Here is a 16,242-nt window from a genome sequence, read left to right as displayed (position 1 = left end):
CCGCCGCCGGCGCCCTCTCCCATCGCTCAAAAGTGCTCGAAATGTCGACCTATCCTGACTGCAACCAGGCCGCTTCATTTCGCCGACAGCTCCCTCAGATTCTCGAGCATGGTGTTGCAGGCCCTCTCTGCATCCGCGAAGGTTGCGAACGCCGAACCGCCAATCTTGATCGCGCCGTTGCCTCGATAAAGCCGCCGCCACGACGCCACATAGCCGGCACGTCCATGAAAGCCCGCACCAGCAGGGGTCTCATACGTGACCACAAAGGAAAAGCCGTCGCCGGCCGCGCTCCAAATTTCCATGTCCTCGACGGCTCGGTGAAACTCAAGGGACATCAGGATTGGTTCCGCGCGCTCGCTTTCAGCTCAACCCCACAGTTTCCGTCCTGTTGGCAGGCCGACTACGGAGCAACGGCCCTGACCGCTTGGGGGGCGGGGCAGGATGGGCCAGGGCCGCCACTCCAGATGTACCGATATCCAGTCAGCACATCTCTACACCTCTGCGGTCGCATCTGGAGCCGATCTGTTGCCCGAGACTTCGTTTTACCTGACAACGGACAAGCAGCGATCGACCCAGAGCTGCAGACGACGAATAATTACACGTCCCTCCCGCCACTTGGCTGCGATTTTGGATCGACCGTCAGTCCTGACGGACTACCCCATTCGGCTTCACCGACATCGATCTCGCCAATGAGGCGGCGCTTGAGGTTGCTTGTCCAAGCTGGTCCGCAGCGGTGCCGAGGCGTCGCCGCGGCAGACGTACTTGCAACACGGGCGGCGCCAATGCTGATCCGAACTCCCCGCACGCAGGCACAAGCACACGCCAAACCGACAGGTCGCCCGGATAGTCGTGCCGCGTGCCCCCACCGCGCGGCAGAGCCAGAGCCTTTCCGGCCGGCGCGGCGCTTCCACTAGAGGCCGCCGGCCCATCGCAGTGTCGACGAAGAATGGTGATGCGTGATGATATTCTCAGGGCTCGCCGCTTGTCGGACTCAAGCCGGGATGCGCCTTCTCCCGCGGGGAGTTCGCGCGATCATGTTGCGAGATGGCGAGAGCCGCAAGCACCGTCCGATTGCTGATTTCAAGCTTTTGAAAGATATTGTGGAGATGCACTTTGATGGTGCCGTCGGTAATATTCAACCGACGCCCGATTTCCTTGTTCGACAGTCCTTCGGAGACCAGACGCATGATCTGACGCTCGCGTTCCGTCAGCGCTGTCAGCCCGTTCTCCGAACTCGCGCCCTGCTCCTGCGACACGATCGACTCGGATGGGGCCGACGGCAGCACATTGTGACCATTGACGATGTGCCGCAACGACTGCACCAGCGCCTCGGGATCGGTGTCTCTCAGGATGATGCTACAGGTTACGGGCGTCGCCGCGAGCACCAGTTCGCAATCTTCACTGGCGACGAAAAATACCAAATGCGTCGAACGATTTTCTGAATTGACGGCCGCAAGAATTCTCGCGGCGGCGAGCTCAGGCATTGCGGGATCGGCAATCACGACATCGGGCGCTAGGCTCCGGATCGCTTCGATGCAGCTTGCGGCGTCACTACAAGATGCCACGATGTTGAAATCGGCTGCGGCACCGAGCACGTTACTCAGTCCCTGCAACACGACCGGATGCCGGTCTGCAATGACTACACTGGCACGTCGCATTGGGCGCTCCTCAGCGTATCGCCTCTCTAGACATAAACTCCGCACACCCTCCCGCTATTTCACCTACTCTTGGTAGAGTCATCCGAAATTTCCATTAACGCAAGCGATGTTGATGTCGCAGCGCAATACTAGAGTTAATCGGCACCCTGCTCCGCTCGCTTCCCGACTCTCACCGAGCAATTTGCAATTCGAATGCCCGTAAGAACCCGGTGACCAGACTGCGGCGAGCCACCTCCGTGGCTATCTAGTCCGGACAACGACGCGATTTTCAACGGCGCAGACTTTCGCTTTTTCCTCAACGTTCGATATCTGCTGCGCCGTTAACTCGCTCGCAGACTGCGTTCGCGCAGACATAGCATCGACGAAAAAACGCAATCGAAAAGTTCTTCAATGTTGAATTAACATCGTCATCTAATTCACGCAGAGGCTGCGTCAGAAAGCTTTTTTTCACACCGTAGACACACGGGTATACGCAGCCCCACATCTATAACCAACGATATATAGGGCGATCTTAAATTCACATCTAACATTCATAAAAGCTTAAGCAAGATGGATTGCTCGAAATCCACAACGCAGACCAGGCGAACCAAAAAGGAGGAGCACGATCGAGGTAACTCGATATTTCTGACAACCAGAAGCAGAGGAGGAACGACCAAATTAACGAGGCTTCGTTCGTCCGCCAAAAAAACGAAATTGGATTGAGTTCAACCGCCCATCGCTGTTGTGTCACTGCGTAGTAGGCTGGAGGGTAAAATGAGGAGGCGGCAGTCTTGCGAGACCGTTCTTATTGGAAAGAACGTTTTGATTAGAGAAGGCATTGCTAGAATCCTGCACGCGGCAAATTTTCACATCCCGGTCTCGGCATCGAGCCCCGAGGAATTGCCGAGTTCACTTCAAGCAGAGAAGCTGATGTTCCTGATCGTCCATACGGGCGACGGCTTCAATCTCGCGATAGCACAAATTGGATTTGTGAAGGATCGCTATCCAGACGCGCGCATCGCGATCGTGTCGGACAATTATCGGCCAGTCGACCTCGCCTCCGCATTTCGTGCAGGCGCCAACGGTTACTTTGTCAACGTCAATTCTTGCGACGCTTTCATCAAATCGGTCGAGCTCGTAACGATGGGCGAGACCGTTTTCCCGCCTGCATTCCTGTCATTCGCCCTCGATGCCAATCGCGAACGCGAAACGGCGGAGCCCGGCGAATGCGAACAAGCCATCCTCGCCGCTGCAGACGACGACATCCTGCCGCAGCTCTCCCCGCGCGAAAAGGCAATTCTATCCTGCCTTATCGAAGGCGATTCCAACAAGTGTGTTGCCAGAAAGATCAATATCGCCGAGGCCACCGTGAAGGTTCACGTCAAGGCGATCCTGCGCAAGATCCGGGTCCAGAACCGGACACAGGCGGCGATCTGGGGAATGAACCATGGGTCGCTGGTACGAGCGGCAAACGGTCGCTCCCCGTCAGCCGTCGATGCGGCCAGAGCGATCGCGAAGCCTATCGAGGTGATCTCCGACATGGAGCAGCTCAACGAGCCGGCTCCATTGGTTCCCCACGCTCACGTCGTGGTACCCTCTATCGACGGCCTACTCCGCAAGGGCGCGGCCACAGGGACTCGCGCCGCGGTACGACTCTACAAGTAGCTGCTCTTGGTAGCTGCTCTTGCACGAATAGCACTCGATATCGCGAGGACACACTCTCCTCGGTTCGACGACGCGGATGCAGCGGCTGCGGGAGCCGCTCTTTATCGCTCCCGCAGCGCCTCCTGCTTGTATCTCGCCAGCGGCGAGAGAAGGTAGCTGATGATTCTGCGCGCACCGGTCTTGACCTCGACCGTCACCGCCATGCCGGGGCCGAGCTTGACGAGCTTGTCCTCCACCTGCATGTGCGTGCGGTCAAGTGAAATGCGCGCCGCATATTCCAGCTCCTGGCCTTTCGGCTCGCTACTGCCTTGCGCCGCACCCGACGCGCGGTCGATCGATCCCGCCTGCCTGTCGCGCGTGATGGCGTCGGTCGACACGCTGAGCACGTCCCCATGCAGGAGCCCATAGCGGGTGAAGTTGAACGTATCGATCTTGATCTCCGCCTTCTGTCCGGGATGAACGAAGCCGATGTCGCGGTTGGAGAGCATGGCCTCGATCTCGAGCTGACTCTCGCTCGGAACCACGATGGCCAGCGCCTGCGCCGGCGTCACGACGCCTCCAACCGTGTGAACGGCGAGCTGTTGCACGACGCCGTCGACCGGCGCGGTCAGATGCTGAAGCTTCGTGCGCCGCTCCGCCTTAACCACTTCCTGCGCAGCGCTCGCCGCCTTCTGCTCGGCTTTCGCAAGCGCATCATAGGTCGTGCGCCGATACTCCGCGGCCGTTCTTTCTTTCGTCTCCTTCAGCAAAGCGATGGCGGCGTCCGCTTCGCGGAGCCGGCTCTGCTGGAGCACCAGATCCTGCTGAAGACTGACCAGCTCCTGATACTCCGAGAGATAGACAACCTTCGAAGCCAAGGCCTTGTCGACGAGATTCTTGCGAATGTCGACCCGCTCCTGGAGCACCGGTATCGTCGCCTGGAGCTTCGCCACGCTCGCCGAGGTGGTCGCCCGCTCCGCTTCCTTCTGACCTTGCTGACGTTCGATCTCGGCGAGCTTGGCGCTCTGCTCGGCCCGCTGGCTGATCAGAAACTGGCGATGCATCTCGATCTCCGCGGCAGTTGCACCCTGCGGTGATCGGAAGGCTGCAAGCGGATCGTCGGCGAGCGCCGCGCGCAACCGCGCGACGTCGAGTTCTGCCGCGACGAGGTCGCTTCTCTGGCGCTCCTGATCGGCCTCCGTCATCGTCGGATCGAGCTCGATCAGAACGTCGCCCGCCTTGACGGTCTGGCCGTCGCGTACGTGAATGGCGCGGACAACGCCCGTCTCGAACGGCTGGATCAGCTTGGTACGCCCGCCAGGCACGATCTTGCCCGTCGCGGTGGCGACGATATCGACGCTGCCGAATGATGCCCACAACAGCGCGACGCAAAAGACCGCGATGATGCTCGCTCCGATCGCGCGACCGATCGGCGACGGCGGCGATTCGGTGATCTCCAGCGCCGCGGGCAAGAACGCAATCTCGCTCTCACGCCGTCGGACCTCGGCTCTCGGAAACGTAACGATATTACGGCTAGCGGACGTCATGGATACCGGCCTGCAGGAAGTGGAGGTTTGCGTAGCGCCCATTCGAGCGGATCAGCTCATCATGGCTGCCGTCCTCGACTATGCGGCCATGCTCGAGAGTGATGATCCGGTTCGCATTGCGCACGGTCGACAGCCGATGAGCAATGACGAATACAGTCCGGCCGGCGGCAATTCGTTTCATGTTCTGCTGGATGGCGCGCTCGCTTTCGTAATCGAGCGCGCTGGTAGCCTCGTCGAGGATAAGGATACGGGGGTTGGTAATGAGTGCGCGAGCGATCGCGACACGCTGGCGCTGCCCGCCGGATAAGCTGCTGCCGCGTTCGCCCACGATGGTGTCATAGCCCTCTGGCAGCTCCAGGATGAAGTCGTGAGCACCGGCGAGTGACGCCGCCTCGATGACGCGCTCCATGGGCATGGCGGGGTCGGCGAGCGCAATGTTCTCGCGAATCGAGCGATTGAAGAGCACGTTCTCCTGCAAGACCACGCCGATCTGGCGCCGAAGCCAGGTCAGATCAACCGTCGCGAGGTCGACGCCGTCAACCATCACGCGCCCGCTCTCCGGTACGTAGAGACGCTGGATCAGCTTGCCGATGGTGCTCTTGCCCGAGCCCGATGATCCCACGATGCCGACGACCTGGCCGGGCTCGACGCCGAAGGACACGTCGTGCAGCACTTCGGGGCCGTCAGCACGGTAGCGGAAGGTTACGTGCTCGAATGCGACCTTGCCGCGGATCGGCGGCAGCGCAGCGCGAGCCGAACTGAAGCTTGGCTCGGGAATAGTGTTGAGAATGTCGCCGAGACGATCGACCGACAGACGGGCCTGATGGAAATCCTGCCATATCTGCGCGAGCCGGAGCACCGGCATGCTCACCCGGCCCGCCAGCATGTTGAACGCGACCAGCTCGCCGACGGTCAGGTCGCCGCCGATCACAAGCCTGGCGCCGAAGTAGAGCGTTGCGGCGGTGACCAGCTTGTTGATCATCTGGACCACTTGGCTCGCCGTATTGTTCAGGCTGAGCACACGGAAGCTCGCACCCACATAGCCGGCGAGTTGCTCCTCCCAGCGGCGTTGCATCTGCGGTTCGACCGCCATCGCCTTCAGCGTCTCGACCCCCGTGACGCTCTCGACCAGGAAGGCCTGATTCTCCGCGCCGCGATTGAACTTCTCATCGAGGCGCCGGCGAAACAGCGGTGCGGCGGCGACGGAAATTCCGATGTAGAACGGGAATGATGCCAGAACGATCAGCGTCAACGGCGTCGAATAGTAGAACATGACCGCAAGGAAGACGGCAGTGAACAAGAGATCGACGACGAGCGTTAGCGCCGAGCTCGTCAGGAACTGACGGACGTTCTCGAGCTCGCGTACGCGTGCGACCGAATCGCCGACGCGGCGTGTCTGGAAATATGCGATCGGTAGCGCCATCAGGTGGCGAAACAGCCGAGCACCGAGCTCGACGTCGATGCGGTTCGTCGTGTGCGCGAACAGATGAACGCGCAACGTGCTGAGAACGGTCTCGAACACGGTCAAGGCGACGAGGCCCGCGACCAGGACGTCGAGCGTGCTGATGCTTCGATGCACGAGCACCTTGTCGATGACGACCTGGAAGAACAGCGGGGCGACGAGGGCAAAGACCTGTAGGAAGAACGACGCGATCAGCACTTCGCCGAGAAGGCGGCGATACTTATGGACCGCACCGAGAAACCAGCTGATATCGAAGCGCCGAGAGAGATCCGTCAGGGCGGCACGCCGGGTCATCAGGATGATGTCGCCGTCCCAGATGGCCTCGAGTTCAGCCTGGGTCATGGACTCGGGCCGGGGAGACAGCGGATGCTGAACAAGAAGCTTGTCGTCGATGACCTTGCCCAGGATCAGGAAGCGGCCGTCGCGCAGCACGGCAATGGCCGGCAGCGGCGTAACGCCAAGCCTGTTCCAGCTCGATCGCTGTGCCCGGGCCTTGAGGCCGAACTCCCTGGTACAGCGCAGGATTTCGGTCACACCAACCCGCGCCGTCCCCATGCGATGCCGAATTTGCTCCGGATCGGCCGCAATGCCGTGGCAACGCAGCAATATCGCCATCGCGATGAGCCCCGACTCATCGCCACTCGCGGACTCAGGACCCACCTCCGGGACGGGCATATCGCGACGTTCGGCGGAACGTGCAGACGCCAGAGCATCGCCGGCGAGCGCAACCAGATCACGCCCGCGCGCAATCAGACCGGCAAAGGCATGATGCGCCCGACCGGCGAGGCTTTGAGATCCGGTCAGGATCAAACGGCCGTCCCAGATTTCTTCAAATTCCGCACGCGGCATCAACTTCGGATGTGAGGAGGTCGGATACAACACCAGCGCCGCATCGTCCTCGACCTTCCCGAGCAGCAGAAATCCGCCGTCACGCAGCGCTGCGATTCCGGGCAGGTGGGTGCCCGCGAGCTGTTTCCAATGTGTCGTGCGCGAACGGACCTTCAGTCCGAAATCGCGGGCGCAGCGAAGCATCACATGGATGCCGATTGCGCTCTCCCCGCAACGGTCGCGGAGCTGGTCGGGCTCGGCGTTCACGCCATGAAGGCGCAGGAACAGAGCCAGGGATCGCAACCCGAGATCTGCGGCATGGGCATTTCCATTCTGGATCGCCATTTTTTACTCAACCCTTCGCGGCTACCGACCGCGTACGAGGTTCCTTCTCATGCATTGACAAACATTGACGGTGCCGCACCCAGGCGTTGAGCCTGGGTGCGGCCGGGCACTAATGTTGCGGTCGGGCCAGCAAGGTGTCCTGCCCGAAGCCGATCGCATGCGACACAGCGGCCACGATCTGACCGGGATCCACCTGGCCGGTGTGAGCGGCCAGATACTGGTTCAGCAGGGCAAAGCTCTGGCTTGCGAGCGACGCCATCGTCGTGCCGGACGCGGCCGAATGATCCGCCACACCGACAGGCTGCGCCGCGGTCGTTGCCAGGGCGCTGGAGGCCGGATCAAAATGCTGCTGGAGCAGCGCAAAGCCCCGGCTTGCCAGCGACCCCGTGCTTGCAGCGGCCGCCTGCGGATGATCCGCCAGGTCGTTCGTCTGCGGTACCGTCGGGGTCACGGCCGTCGTGGTGGCTGCAGGCTGATGATCCGTCGCGGTGTGGTGGTGGTGATGCGACGACGTTGTGGTCGTGACGGTCGCAGGTCGAGGGTCCGTCACGGTGATGGTCTGCGGCGAAGCCGCCGAGACCGCACCGGTTGACGGATCCTTCGCACTTGCCGTCAGCGTAAGTGTCGCAACCGGATGACCCCCGCCACGATAGTACGAGGTCAGTTCCAGTCCGCTGTCGACCTGCGCAGCCGTCAGCGTGATGTTATTTCCGCGGAACGTCTGGCCGTCGAGCTTATCAGTGATCGATTCATATCTCGGCAACCCCGTGATGTTCACGGTCACGAGATCGTTGGAATCGGTCGTCGTCACCTTGGTCCCGAGATCGACGGTGCCCCCTCTCCCGGCCACCCAGAGCGAGTTATCCGCGATCGTGAGGACCGGCTTGGTCACGGATGGGGTGGGCGGCGTCGGTGTCGTCGGTGTCGCCGGCGTCGCGTCGACCTGCAGACCGGAGAACGACTTCACGGCACCAGCAAGATTGGCAGCGACACCGCTCGCGTCCTTGATGGCCGCACCGCTCGGGAGATTGACCCCGGTGATGCCGAGCGCCGAGGTGCTCGTGTTGGTCGAGGCGACCGTGGTCTTGAAGGTGAGCGTGCCCGTGCCCGAACCACCGGCATAAGTGGCCGTGCCGCCGTTATTGAGCGTCAGCGTGGGCGTGCCCGTCACCGTCACGGCTTCGTTGAAGCCGAGTGTCAGCGCGATCGTGTCCCCGACGTGCTCGGTGCCCGTTCCCGGAGCAGCCGTGGCCTGCATCACCGCCGGCGAGATTGGATCGATCTGGAGACCGGCGAACGTCTTCACCGCACCCGACAGGTTCGCCGCGACACCGGAGGCGTCCTTGATGGCCGCACCGCTCGGAAGATTGACGCCAGTGATGGCGAGCGCCGAGGTATTGGTGTCGGTCGCCGCAACCGTGGTGCGGAAGGTGAGCGTGCCCGTGCCCGAACCACCGACATAGGTGGCCGTGCCGCCGTCATTGAGCGACAGCGTGGGCGTGCCCGTCACCGTTACGGCCTCGTTGAAGGCGAGCGACAGGGTGACGATATCGCCGGCATGCTCGATGCCCGTTCCCGGAGAAGCCGTGGCCTGCGTCACCGCCGGTGTCACTGTGGGAGTTGTAGGCGTCGTCGGCGTCGATCCCGGAGTGACGTTCGCACCCGTGACGGTCTCGCCGCTGCCGGCCTTCTGATAGAGCTGGATCGAGTCGACCTGCATCTGCATCGACGAGGGAGTCGAGCTGTCGAGAGCCGTGTGCCAACCGGACGAGGCGGAATTGCCGACCTGGTTGGTCATCATCAATTCCATCGGTTCGTTCGGAATCGTGGTCTGCGCGCTGGTCACTTGCCCCACCTGTTTCCCGTCGAGATACCAGGTGATGGATTTACCGGGCTGCCAGTCGATTGCGTAGGTGTGATAGCCGGCCGTGAGGTCGACGCCGGTGTCCACGACGCCGCCGAACGTGCCTGAGGACGTGTGAAGGTGAAAAGCGAAGTTCTGGTTTGCCGGCCCCGGGCCGTACATTCCGCCTTCCTGGATGTCGATTTCGAAGTTATCGCCGCTGCTACCCGCGCCCTTCCCCGGCATCAGCCAAAGGGCTGGCCATGCACCGTCGCCGGTCGGGGCCTTCATGCTGATCTGAAGGTAACCGCCGTTGAATTCGAAGTTGCCATAGCTGGAGGCGCCGCCGGACGTGACGGGGAATGTATAGGGCGATCCCTGGGCCACGCCATTGACCGGCTGTTTGATCGCGGTGAGATTCAACGATCCATTGCTCACCGTAACCTGGCTCGGCATGTCATATTCGGCATTGAACTGATTGCCCATCCCGCTGCCACCGGACGAATTGGCGTTCCAGGGATAGCCGCCAGCGGCATTGCTCGTGATGTAGTTGTGCCAGTAACTGTCGAGCGTCGTTCCGGAGAAGTCTTCCTGGAAGATGAGATCGCTCGAGGCATAGCCCGCAGGTGCGGAAAGAGTCATTCCGATATCCTCTTGACGTTGACAACAGGGAATTCCACTGCCGCAGCGCGAATACGCACACGACATACCGCATGCTCACAAGCTCCGCTTGATGAGCAGATTTCAAAAGCAGTGGGTTTTTGGATGCGCCCCCCGACTGCTGGGAGGGTAGGTATTAATCAAACGTGGCGAAAAAAGTTTCGAAATGTGATTTCTACACACGGATACGGGCATACATTGGTATGTCGTGCAGGCCGCCTCATATTACCGGCGTCCGCTTTCTGCGCCGGTTCTCCAAGCGCAAGACGTTGTTTCCGGACCCGATGATGTAGCGGTCGACGCGCACACAAACTGTCAACGACGCGCGAGCCGCGCACGAGACGAAGCGAGTAACCGTCAATTGATCTCAGTGCATTGGTGCTCGGACACTCCGCCGCCGCTTGGATCGGTGCTGCGGGTCGTCAAATTTGAGCTCGGCAACCAGTCGCCAAAGCTGAACCTCGTGACCGTCCGCTAATCGCCCGGCCCGCTTGGTCGCGGACGCGTCGTCTGGGCATTGAAGGTTGACCACGCCCCCCAGTTGGCCGTGTTCGTCCAGGACGTATGCACGATAGTGTGGCATCGCAAATCCCCATGCGCGAAAGCATCTTACCTGCAGGCTTTCTCCGCGGCGTGGAGATTTCGGGTCATTACGAGCTACCTCTGAGGTATGCTTGCTGCCGAGGGTCGCTCCCGAACTCCGCTCATGCGGTCCTGCTCTCCGGCGCCCGTCCAACACCTCGAGCGCGTGCTCAGCCATGACGGCGGAGATGCCTGGACCGCTCCCGAACCGTCGGGAGCTTGCTACCATGATAGCCGTTGGGGTTCTGCAATTGCCAACGCCAGTGGTCTTCACACATTTGCTGCAACGACCGCGTCGACGTCCAGCCCAGCGCATCCTTCGCAAAGGTCGGATCGGCATAGCAGACGGCGACGTCACCGGCCCGGCGCTCTCCGATTTCATAGGGGATTGATCGCCCGCTCGCCGCTTCAAATGTGCGAACGACGTCCAAAACGCTGTAGCCGTTGCCCGTTCCGAGGTTGACCGTGAGCAGACCTGGCTGTCTGAGCTGGCGCAAGGCACTCAAATGCCCAGACGCGAGATCGATCACATGAATGAAGTCGCGGATACCGGTGCCATCAGGCGTGTCATAGTCGTTTCCCCAAATCCGCAGCTTCTCCCGCCGTCCAATCGCCACCTGCGCGACAAAGGGTAACAGGTTGCTGGGAACGCCCAGCGGGTCTTCTCCGACGAGCCCGCTTTCGTGCGCGCCAACCGGATTGAAGTAGCGCAGATTGCAGATCCTCCAACCATCGTTGGACCTGCAGAGGTCCTTCAGCATCTCTTCGATAACGAGCTTTGTGCGACCGTACGGATTGGTCGGGTCGAGGGGATGCTTTTCGTCGAGCGGCAAGTATCTAGGTATCCCGTAGACGGTCGCCGACGAGCTGAAGACGAGCGTCTTTACATTTGCCCTCTTCATGGCCGACACGAGCCGCATTGTTCCCAGGACGTTGTTCTCGTAGTACGTCATGGGCCTTACGTTGGAATCGCCCACCGCCTTCAGCCCTGCGAGATGAATGACCGCAGTCACTCCGAAGGCACGAAGTATTTCGCAGATCGTCTCTTCATCCCGGATATCGGCGAGCCGAAAGACAAGCGAACGCCCGCAGATGGATTGCACCCGATCGAGCGAAGCCTTGTTGCTGTTGGAAAGATTATCGACGGCGACGACGTCGAGCCCGGCGTCCAGCAACGCGATGCAGACGTGGGACCCAATGTAGCCGGCACCTCCGGTCACCAAGATCATCTCGGACGTCTTCCGCGTTCGCACAACCAGCCTCCGTGCAATGCGCCACCACACTACTTGCAAGTCGCGCCCATGAGGCGTGGAGATTTTGGGCTTTAAGAGCTACCTCTGATGGACTGCATCGCGGATGACGCGACCCGCCGGGGGCGGGCCATCAAGCGACGCTCACGATTCTCGCATCATCCATTTCCACGCGTCGCGGATCTGAACCTCCAGGCCAGATCGCTCCGGCTTCCAGCCGAGCAGCGTTCGTGCCTTTTCCAGAGCGCCGATCAGAACTGCGGGATCGCCAGGCCGTCTCGGCATAAGCTCGATGCGGATTGACTTGCCCGTAACGCGTTCAGCTGTCGCCACGACTTCCAGTACCGAGTAGCCTCGCTCATTGGCCAGGTTGACGGCACACGTGGTTCCGCCGTCGATGAGATACTTGAGCGCCCTCACATGCGCGTCGGCGATATCAAGCACATGGACGTAATCGCGGATGCAGGTTCCGTCAGCCGTGTCGTAGTCGTTTCCGAACACCTTGATCGCCGTGGCGTCACGGGCGGCGGCGAGGACCAACGGGATCAAATGGGTTTCCGGTTCATGGGCTTCACCGATCTCTGCCTCGGGGTCAGCGCCCGCCGCGTTGAAGTAACGGAGCGAGACCGAGCGAAGGCCGTGAGCCACATCGATATCTCGGAGCATCCGCTCGACAACAAGCTTCGAGTAGCCGTAAGGATTGATCGGTTGTTGTGGATGATCTTCCGAGATCGGAAGCTGACTGGGCACGCCATAGGTCGCGCAGCTTGACGAGAACACCACCGGCGTCGGTTCGGAATCGATCAAGGTCTGAAGCAGCGAGGCCGTTTCGCCGATGTTGTTGCGATAATAGAGCAGAGGGCTCGCAACAGACTCCCCGACATACGCATAAGCGGCGAAATGTATCAGCGCTGACGGACGGTATTTTTCGAGCACTGAACGCACGCGGGCTGCGTCACCGATGTCGCCCAATTCGAACATGCCGAATCTCGCGGCCCAACGGTTGCCACGCGACAAGTTGTCGTAGACAACCGGCTCAAACCCATGGCGCGCCAGTACTTTACAGGTGTGGCTTCCAATATAGCCAGCGCCACCCGTTACCAGGATCTTCACCACGCTCTACATCGCCTCGAGTTCAAGGCCGCGCGAGAAAGTCGGCCTTCGGTGAAATGGATCAGTTGTCTCCGACGGCAACAAGATACGGCTCGTCCTGCCTGCGCCGTCGAGGCGCCTGGTCGCCGCGAAAAAATGCAATGGTCGGCTTCAGTCCGTCCTGCAGTCGTATCCTCGGCTGCCAGCCCAGCTCGGCCTTCGCGAGCGAGATGTTGGGACGACGCTGCCTCGGATCGTCGCGGGGGAGCGGTAAATGCACGAGCTCGGACGACGAGCCGGTTTCAGCGAGCACGAGCTCGGCAAGCTCGCGGATGGTGAATTCTCCATCATTCCCCAAATTGACGGGGCCGGTGAATGAAGCTCGGCTCTCCATGAGGCGTACGAGACCATCGACCAGGTCGTCGACGTAGCAGAATGAGCGCGTCTGGCTGCCGTCGCCGTAGAGCGTAATCGGCTCGCCGCTGAGCGCCTGAATGATGAAATTGGAGACGACTCGACCGTCGGCCCGATGCATCCGGGGGCCGTATGTATTGAAGATACGAGCGACCTTGATTTCAAGGCCGCACTGTCGGTGATAGTCGAAGAACAGGGTTTCGGCGCAACGCTTTCCCTCATCATAGCAGGACCGGGGGCCGATGGGGTTCACGTTGCCCCAATACTGCTCGGTCTGGGGATGAATTGCGGGATCGCCATAAACCTCGCTTGTCGAAGCCTGCAGAATCCGACAGTTCAGCCGCTTGGCGAGGCCCAACATGTTTATCGCGCCGTGCACCGACGTTTTCGTGGTCTGCACCGGATCGTGCTGGTATTGAACGGGCGATGCGGGGCAAGCCAAGTTGTAGATTTCGTCGACTTCGACATACAAGGGAAAGGTGATGTCGTGACGCAGAAATTCGAAGCGTGGGTTTGCGTGCAAATGTTCGATGTTGCGCTTGGTCCCGGTAAAGAGATTGTCCGCGCAGACAACTTCGTGGCCGTCGGAGAGCAGTCGATCGATTAGATGGGAGCCCAGGAACCCGCCGCCCCCGGTGACCAAAACGCGTTTGCAACTGTCGTAACTGCGTCGCATGTCAATCTCCTTTTGAAATGAATAGACCGCCGCTGCATTGTGCCAGCAGCGTCGTCCGTCACGTTCCAGAAGTAGCGCGCTTCCGTTCCGAGGCGATTTCTAGGGCGGCGCGTGCCCGTGCTCGCGCATAGGCAATTAGCGTCGTAGCGAATCCAGCGCAGATGGCGAACGCCTGACCGATTTTGCCAGTCGCTGCATATTCCAGGACGGAGCGCGCCAGCGTAAGAACGTAGAGCCGCTCGGAAGCCAGCCCATCCCTGGCCCCCGCCAAGCCTGCAAGCACCGCTTTGGAGGTACCCTCCATACGGGAGCGATGCAGGAAATACTTCCAGGTTGTGCGTTCCGCCGTAACCACGTGACGAACGCTGGCTTCGGGTTTGTGTATCCAGACGCCTCCGAATTTTTTTGCAGCGCGGATACAAAATTCGGTGTCATCGCATGTATTGGCTGAGCCCTTACCGCCGCCGATGCGTCCCATTTGACCAGCAAAGCCGCCGCAACCATGCAGCACATCGGCACGCACCGACATGTTCGCGCCGATCATATTGCGCACCTGACCGCCTTCTCGCACTCGCATTCCGCGATAGGTACAGCCGACGATCCAGTTGAATTCAGGCGGGAACCACCAGGGCCGAGGTTTGCGCCATAGAGGCTCGATTCGTCCGCCGACACCAAGCACGCGCGGATCGGCGTAGGGCACCAGCAGTTCTTCCAGCCAACGCTCATCGGCCATCGCATCGTCATCGAGAAACGCCACAACCGGCGCAGTTGCCAATCCGGCCCCCGTCATACGACCACCGCACAGTCCGCGCACATTCGTATTGGCTGTGACGATGACACCCTCGATCCCGCGCCCGGCTCGCTCCAGGAGAGCGACGTTGTTGTCGACGACGAGGATGATCTCCCGGGCGGGGCGCGTCTGGTTACGTACCGACGCGATGGCCGCATTCAGATCGTCCCAACGATCGAGCGTGAAGGCGCAAATGACCACTGACGCATCGATCATGGCTGCCGCTGCCTTTCGGTCGCCTTTTGAGTTGCGGCTTTGACGACGTTCCAGAGCTCGCCTCCGTCATTGTGGACATCGAACTGGTCATAATCGTCGACGGGATACCGTCCGCTGTCCTGCCGCGACACCAGCCGCCACACGACCCAGCCGGCGCAATTGCGATCGCGCGTAAGCGTGTCGAGCCACATGGCGTAGGCCTCGACCGACTTCTTATTGGAGCGGGCGTAGCCGAACTCCTCCAGAAGCACCGGCTTCCCGTGGCGAACAGCCAGCCGGCAGAACTCCGGGATCAGGTCGTCGAATTGCCGAACGGTGAGCTTGTAGTAGAGGGGGTAGCCATGCCATGTGCCGAAATCGAGCGTCGGGATCGTCAGATCGGATAGCTTCTCGGAAACGTTGGCATGCCCTGAGCTGACGAGGTGATTGGGATCGAGCGACTTCACGTATGCCGACATTTCGGCAGTCCAAGCCAACCTTAATGCCTCTGGCTCAGCATTGCCCTCGTTCATCAGCTCCCAAGCCATGATCGTGGGATCATCTCGGTAGGCGATCCCGGTGAGCGGGTTGACCCGCTGCACGGCGTAGCTGATCCAGGTCTTGTAGTCCCGCTTCGTGCGCGGGTCGGAGAAGAAAAAGCCGGACTTGTCCTCGCTCCCATACCAGCTCCTCATCTGTTGGGCGCCGCCCGTGTAGGCCCAGAAGTCCAGGAAGGCGACGATGAGCCTGAGGTTCCGCTTGCCGGCTTCGGCGATAAGGAAGTCAATCTTCTGCACGCCGTTCGCGCCGTCATTGACCGCCATCTTGTTCTCGCGCGGATCCCAGTAGAGCACGTATGCGCCTTTGGTCCCGAGATCGCTCGCATCGGCCTCGAGCCGCCAGTTCCAGATTGTCGGAATGCTTCCGTCGAGCGACCCGATCACCGGCTGGAGGTAGGTGCGTATCACGTTGGCCCCGGCGGCCGTCGCGTCATCGAGAACGCCGAGAACCTCCTTCTTCGATGCGTAAGTGAGATAGTGATTGTTGACGCCGGTCACGAAGAACGGTCTGTCGTCCAACGTGAACTGCGTTCCGGAAGTCTTGACGAAAGACGTCGCCGATCGATTGTCCGCGGCGTTCACGGCGCCTGGAGCAGACAGCAACGCAACCACCAGCATTCGCAGTCCGGTGTTGCGTAGCGCATTTCTCGCCCATTGGTAGTCGACAATCATCCCTCCACGTGACCTTCGCCCGAGGCCGAACGCAACCGCCCCGAA

11 protein-coding genes are annotated in these 16,242 nt (G+C 60.8%); 1 reads left to right on the top strand and 10 read right to left on the bottom strand.

All coding sequences use genetic code 11. From position 1 onward, the window contains the following. Positions 1-74: 74 nt before the first annotated feature. Both B5V03_RS00915 and B5V03_RS00910 read right to left on the bottom strand, forming a co-directional pair. Complete coding sequence (locus B5V03_RS00915) at positions 75-335, bottom strand: hypothetical protein (RefSeq protein ID WP_129267403.1); 261 nt, start codon at positions 333-335, stop codon at positions 75-77. A gap of 633 nt (positions 336-968) precedes the next feature. Beyond that, the gene (locus B5V03_RS00910) at positions 969-1,658 is read right to left on the bottom strand and encodes a LuxR C-terminal-related transcriptional regulator (protein WP_129267402.1); all 690 of its coding nucleotides are present in this window, start codon (positions 1,656-1,658) and stop codon (positions 969-971) included. A 909-nt stretch (positions 1,659-2,567) separates the two neighbouring features. On the opposite strand from B5V03_RS00910, the gene B5V03_RS00905 reads away from it, so the two are divergent. Next, positions 2,568-3,302 (top strand): LuxR C-terminal-related transcriptional regulator, encoded by a 735-nt coding sequence (locus B5V03_RS00905; RefSeq protein WP_245502125.1) that lies wholly within the window; start codon positions 2,568-2,570, stop codon positions 3,300-3,302. Between the two features lie 101 nt (positions 3,303-3,403). Here B5V03_RS00905 and B5V03_RS00900 read toward each other — a convergent pair whose 3' ends face one another. From B5V03_RS00900 to B5V03_RS00865, 8 genes are all read right to left on the bottom strand, one after another. Continuing rightward, positions 3,404-4,828 carry an HlyD family type I secretion periplasmic adaptor subunit gene (locus tag B5V03_RS00900; protein WP_129267400.1) on the bottom strand — a complete coding sequence of 475 codons (1,425 nt, stop codon included), beginning with the start codon at positions 4,826-4,828 and terminating at the stop codon, positions 3,404-3,406. Beyond that, positions 4,815-7,463, bottom strand: coding sequence for a type I secretion system permease/ATPase (locus tag B5V03_RS00895; RefSeq protein WP_129267399.1), 2,649 nt, complete (start codon positions 7,461-7,463; stop codon positions 4,815-4,817). Before B5V03_RS00895 ends, B5V03_RS00900 begins: the two co-directional genes overlap by 14 nt. A gap of 109 nt (positions 7,464-7,572) precedes the next feature. Beyond that, positions 7,573-9,948 carry a family 16 glycosylhydrolase gene (locus tag B5V03_RS00890; protein WP_164987706.1) on the bottom strand — a complete coding sequence of 792 codons (2,376 nt, stop codon included), beginning with the start codon at positions 9,946-9,948 and terminating at the stop codon, positions 7,573-7,575. Positions 9,949-10,718: 770 nt separating this feature from the next. After that, positions 10,719-11,777 (bottom strand): UDP-glucose 4-epimerase GalE, encoded by a 1,059-nt coding sequence (gene galE, locus B5V03_RS00885; protein WP_129267397.1) that lies wholly within the window; start codon positions 11,775-11,777, stop codon positions 10,719-10,721. Positions 11,778-11,942: 165 nt separating this feature from the next. Then, positions 11,943-12,914 (bottom strand): UDP-glucose 4-epimerase GalE, encoded by a 972-nt coding sequence (galE, locus tag B5V03_RS00880; protein ID WP_206736103.1) that lies wholly within the window; start codon positions 12,912-12,914, stop codon positions 11,943-11,945. A 58-nt stretch (positions 12,915-12,972) separates the two neighbouring features. Next, positions 12,973-13,980: a UDP-glucuronic acid decarboxylase family protein gene (locus B5V03_RS00875; protein ID WP_129267396.1), complete on the bottom strand. Its 1,008-nt coding sequence runs from the start codon at positions 13,978-13,980 to the stop codon at positions 12,973-12,975. 58 nt (positions 13,981-14,038) lie between these two features. Next, entirely contained in the window at positions 14,039-14,986 is a 948-nt protein-coding gene (locus B5V03_RS00870; RefSeq protein ID WP_129267395.1) for a glycosyltransferase family 2 protein, read from the bottom strand. Continuing rightward, positions 14,983-16,197 (bottom strand): glycoside hydrolase 5 family protein, encoded by a 1,215-nt coding sequence (locus B5V03_RS00865; RefSeq protein WP_245502124.1) that lies wholly within the window; start codon positions 16,195-16,197, stop codon positions 14,983-14,985. Before B5V03_RS00865 ends, B5V03_RS00870 begins: the two co-directional genes overlap by 4 nt. Positions 16,198-16,242 lie beyond the last annotated feature (45 nt).

It is taken from the genome of Bradyrhizobium betae, assembly GCF_004123905.1.
GTDB lineage: Bacteria > Pseudomonadota > Alphaproteobacteria > Rhizobiales > Xanthobacteraceae > Bradyrhizobium > Bradyrhizobium betae_A.
This window is presented reverse-complemented; position numbering and strand designations above follow the sequence as displayed.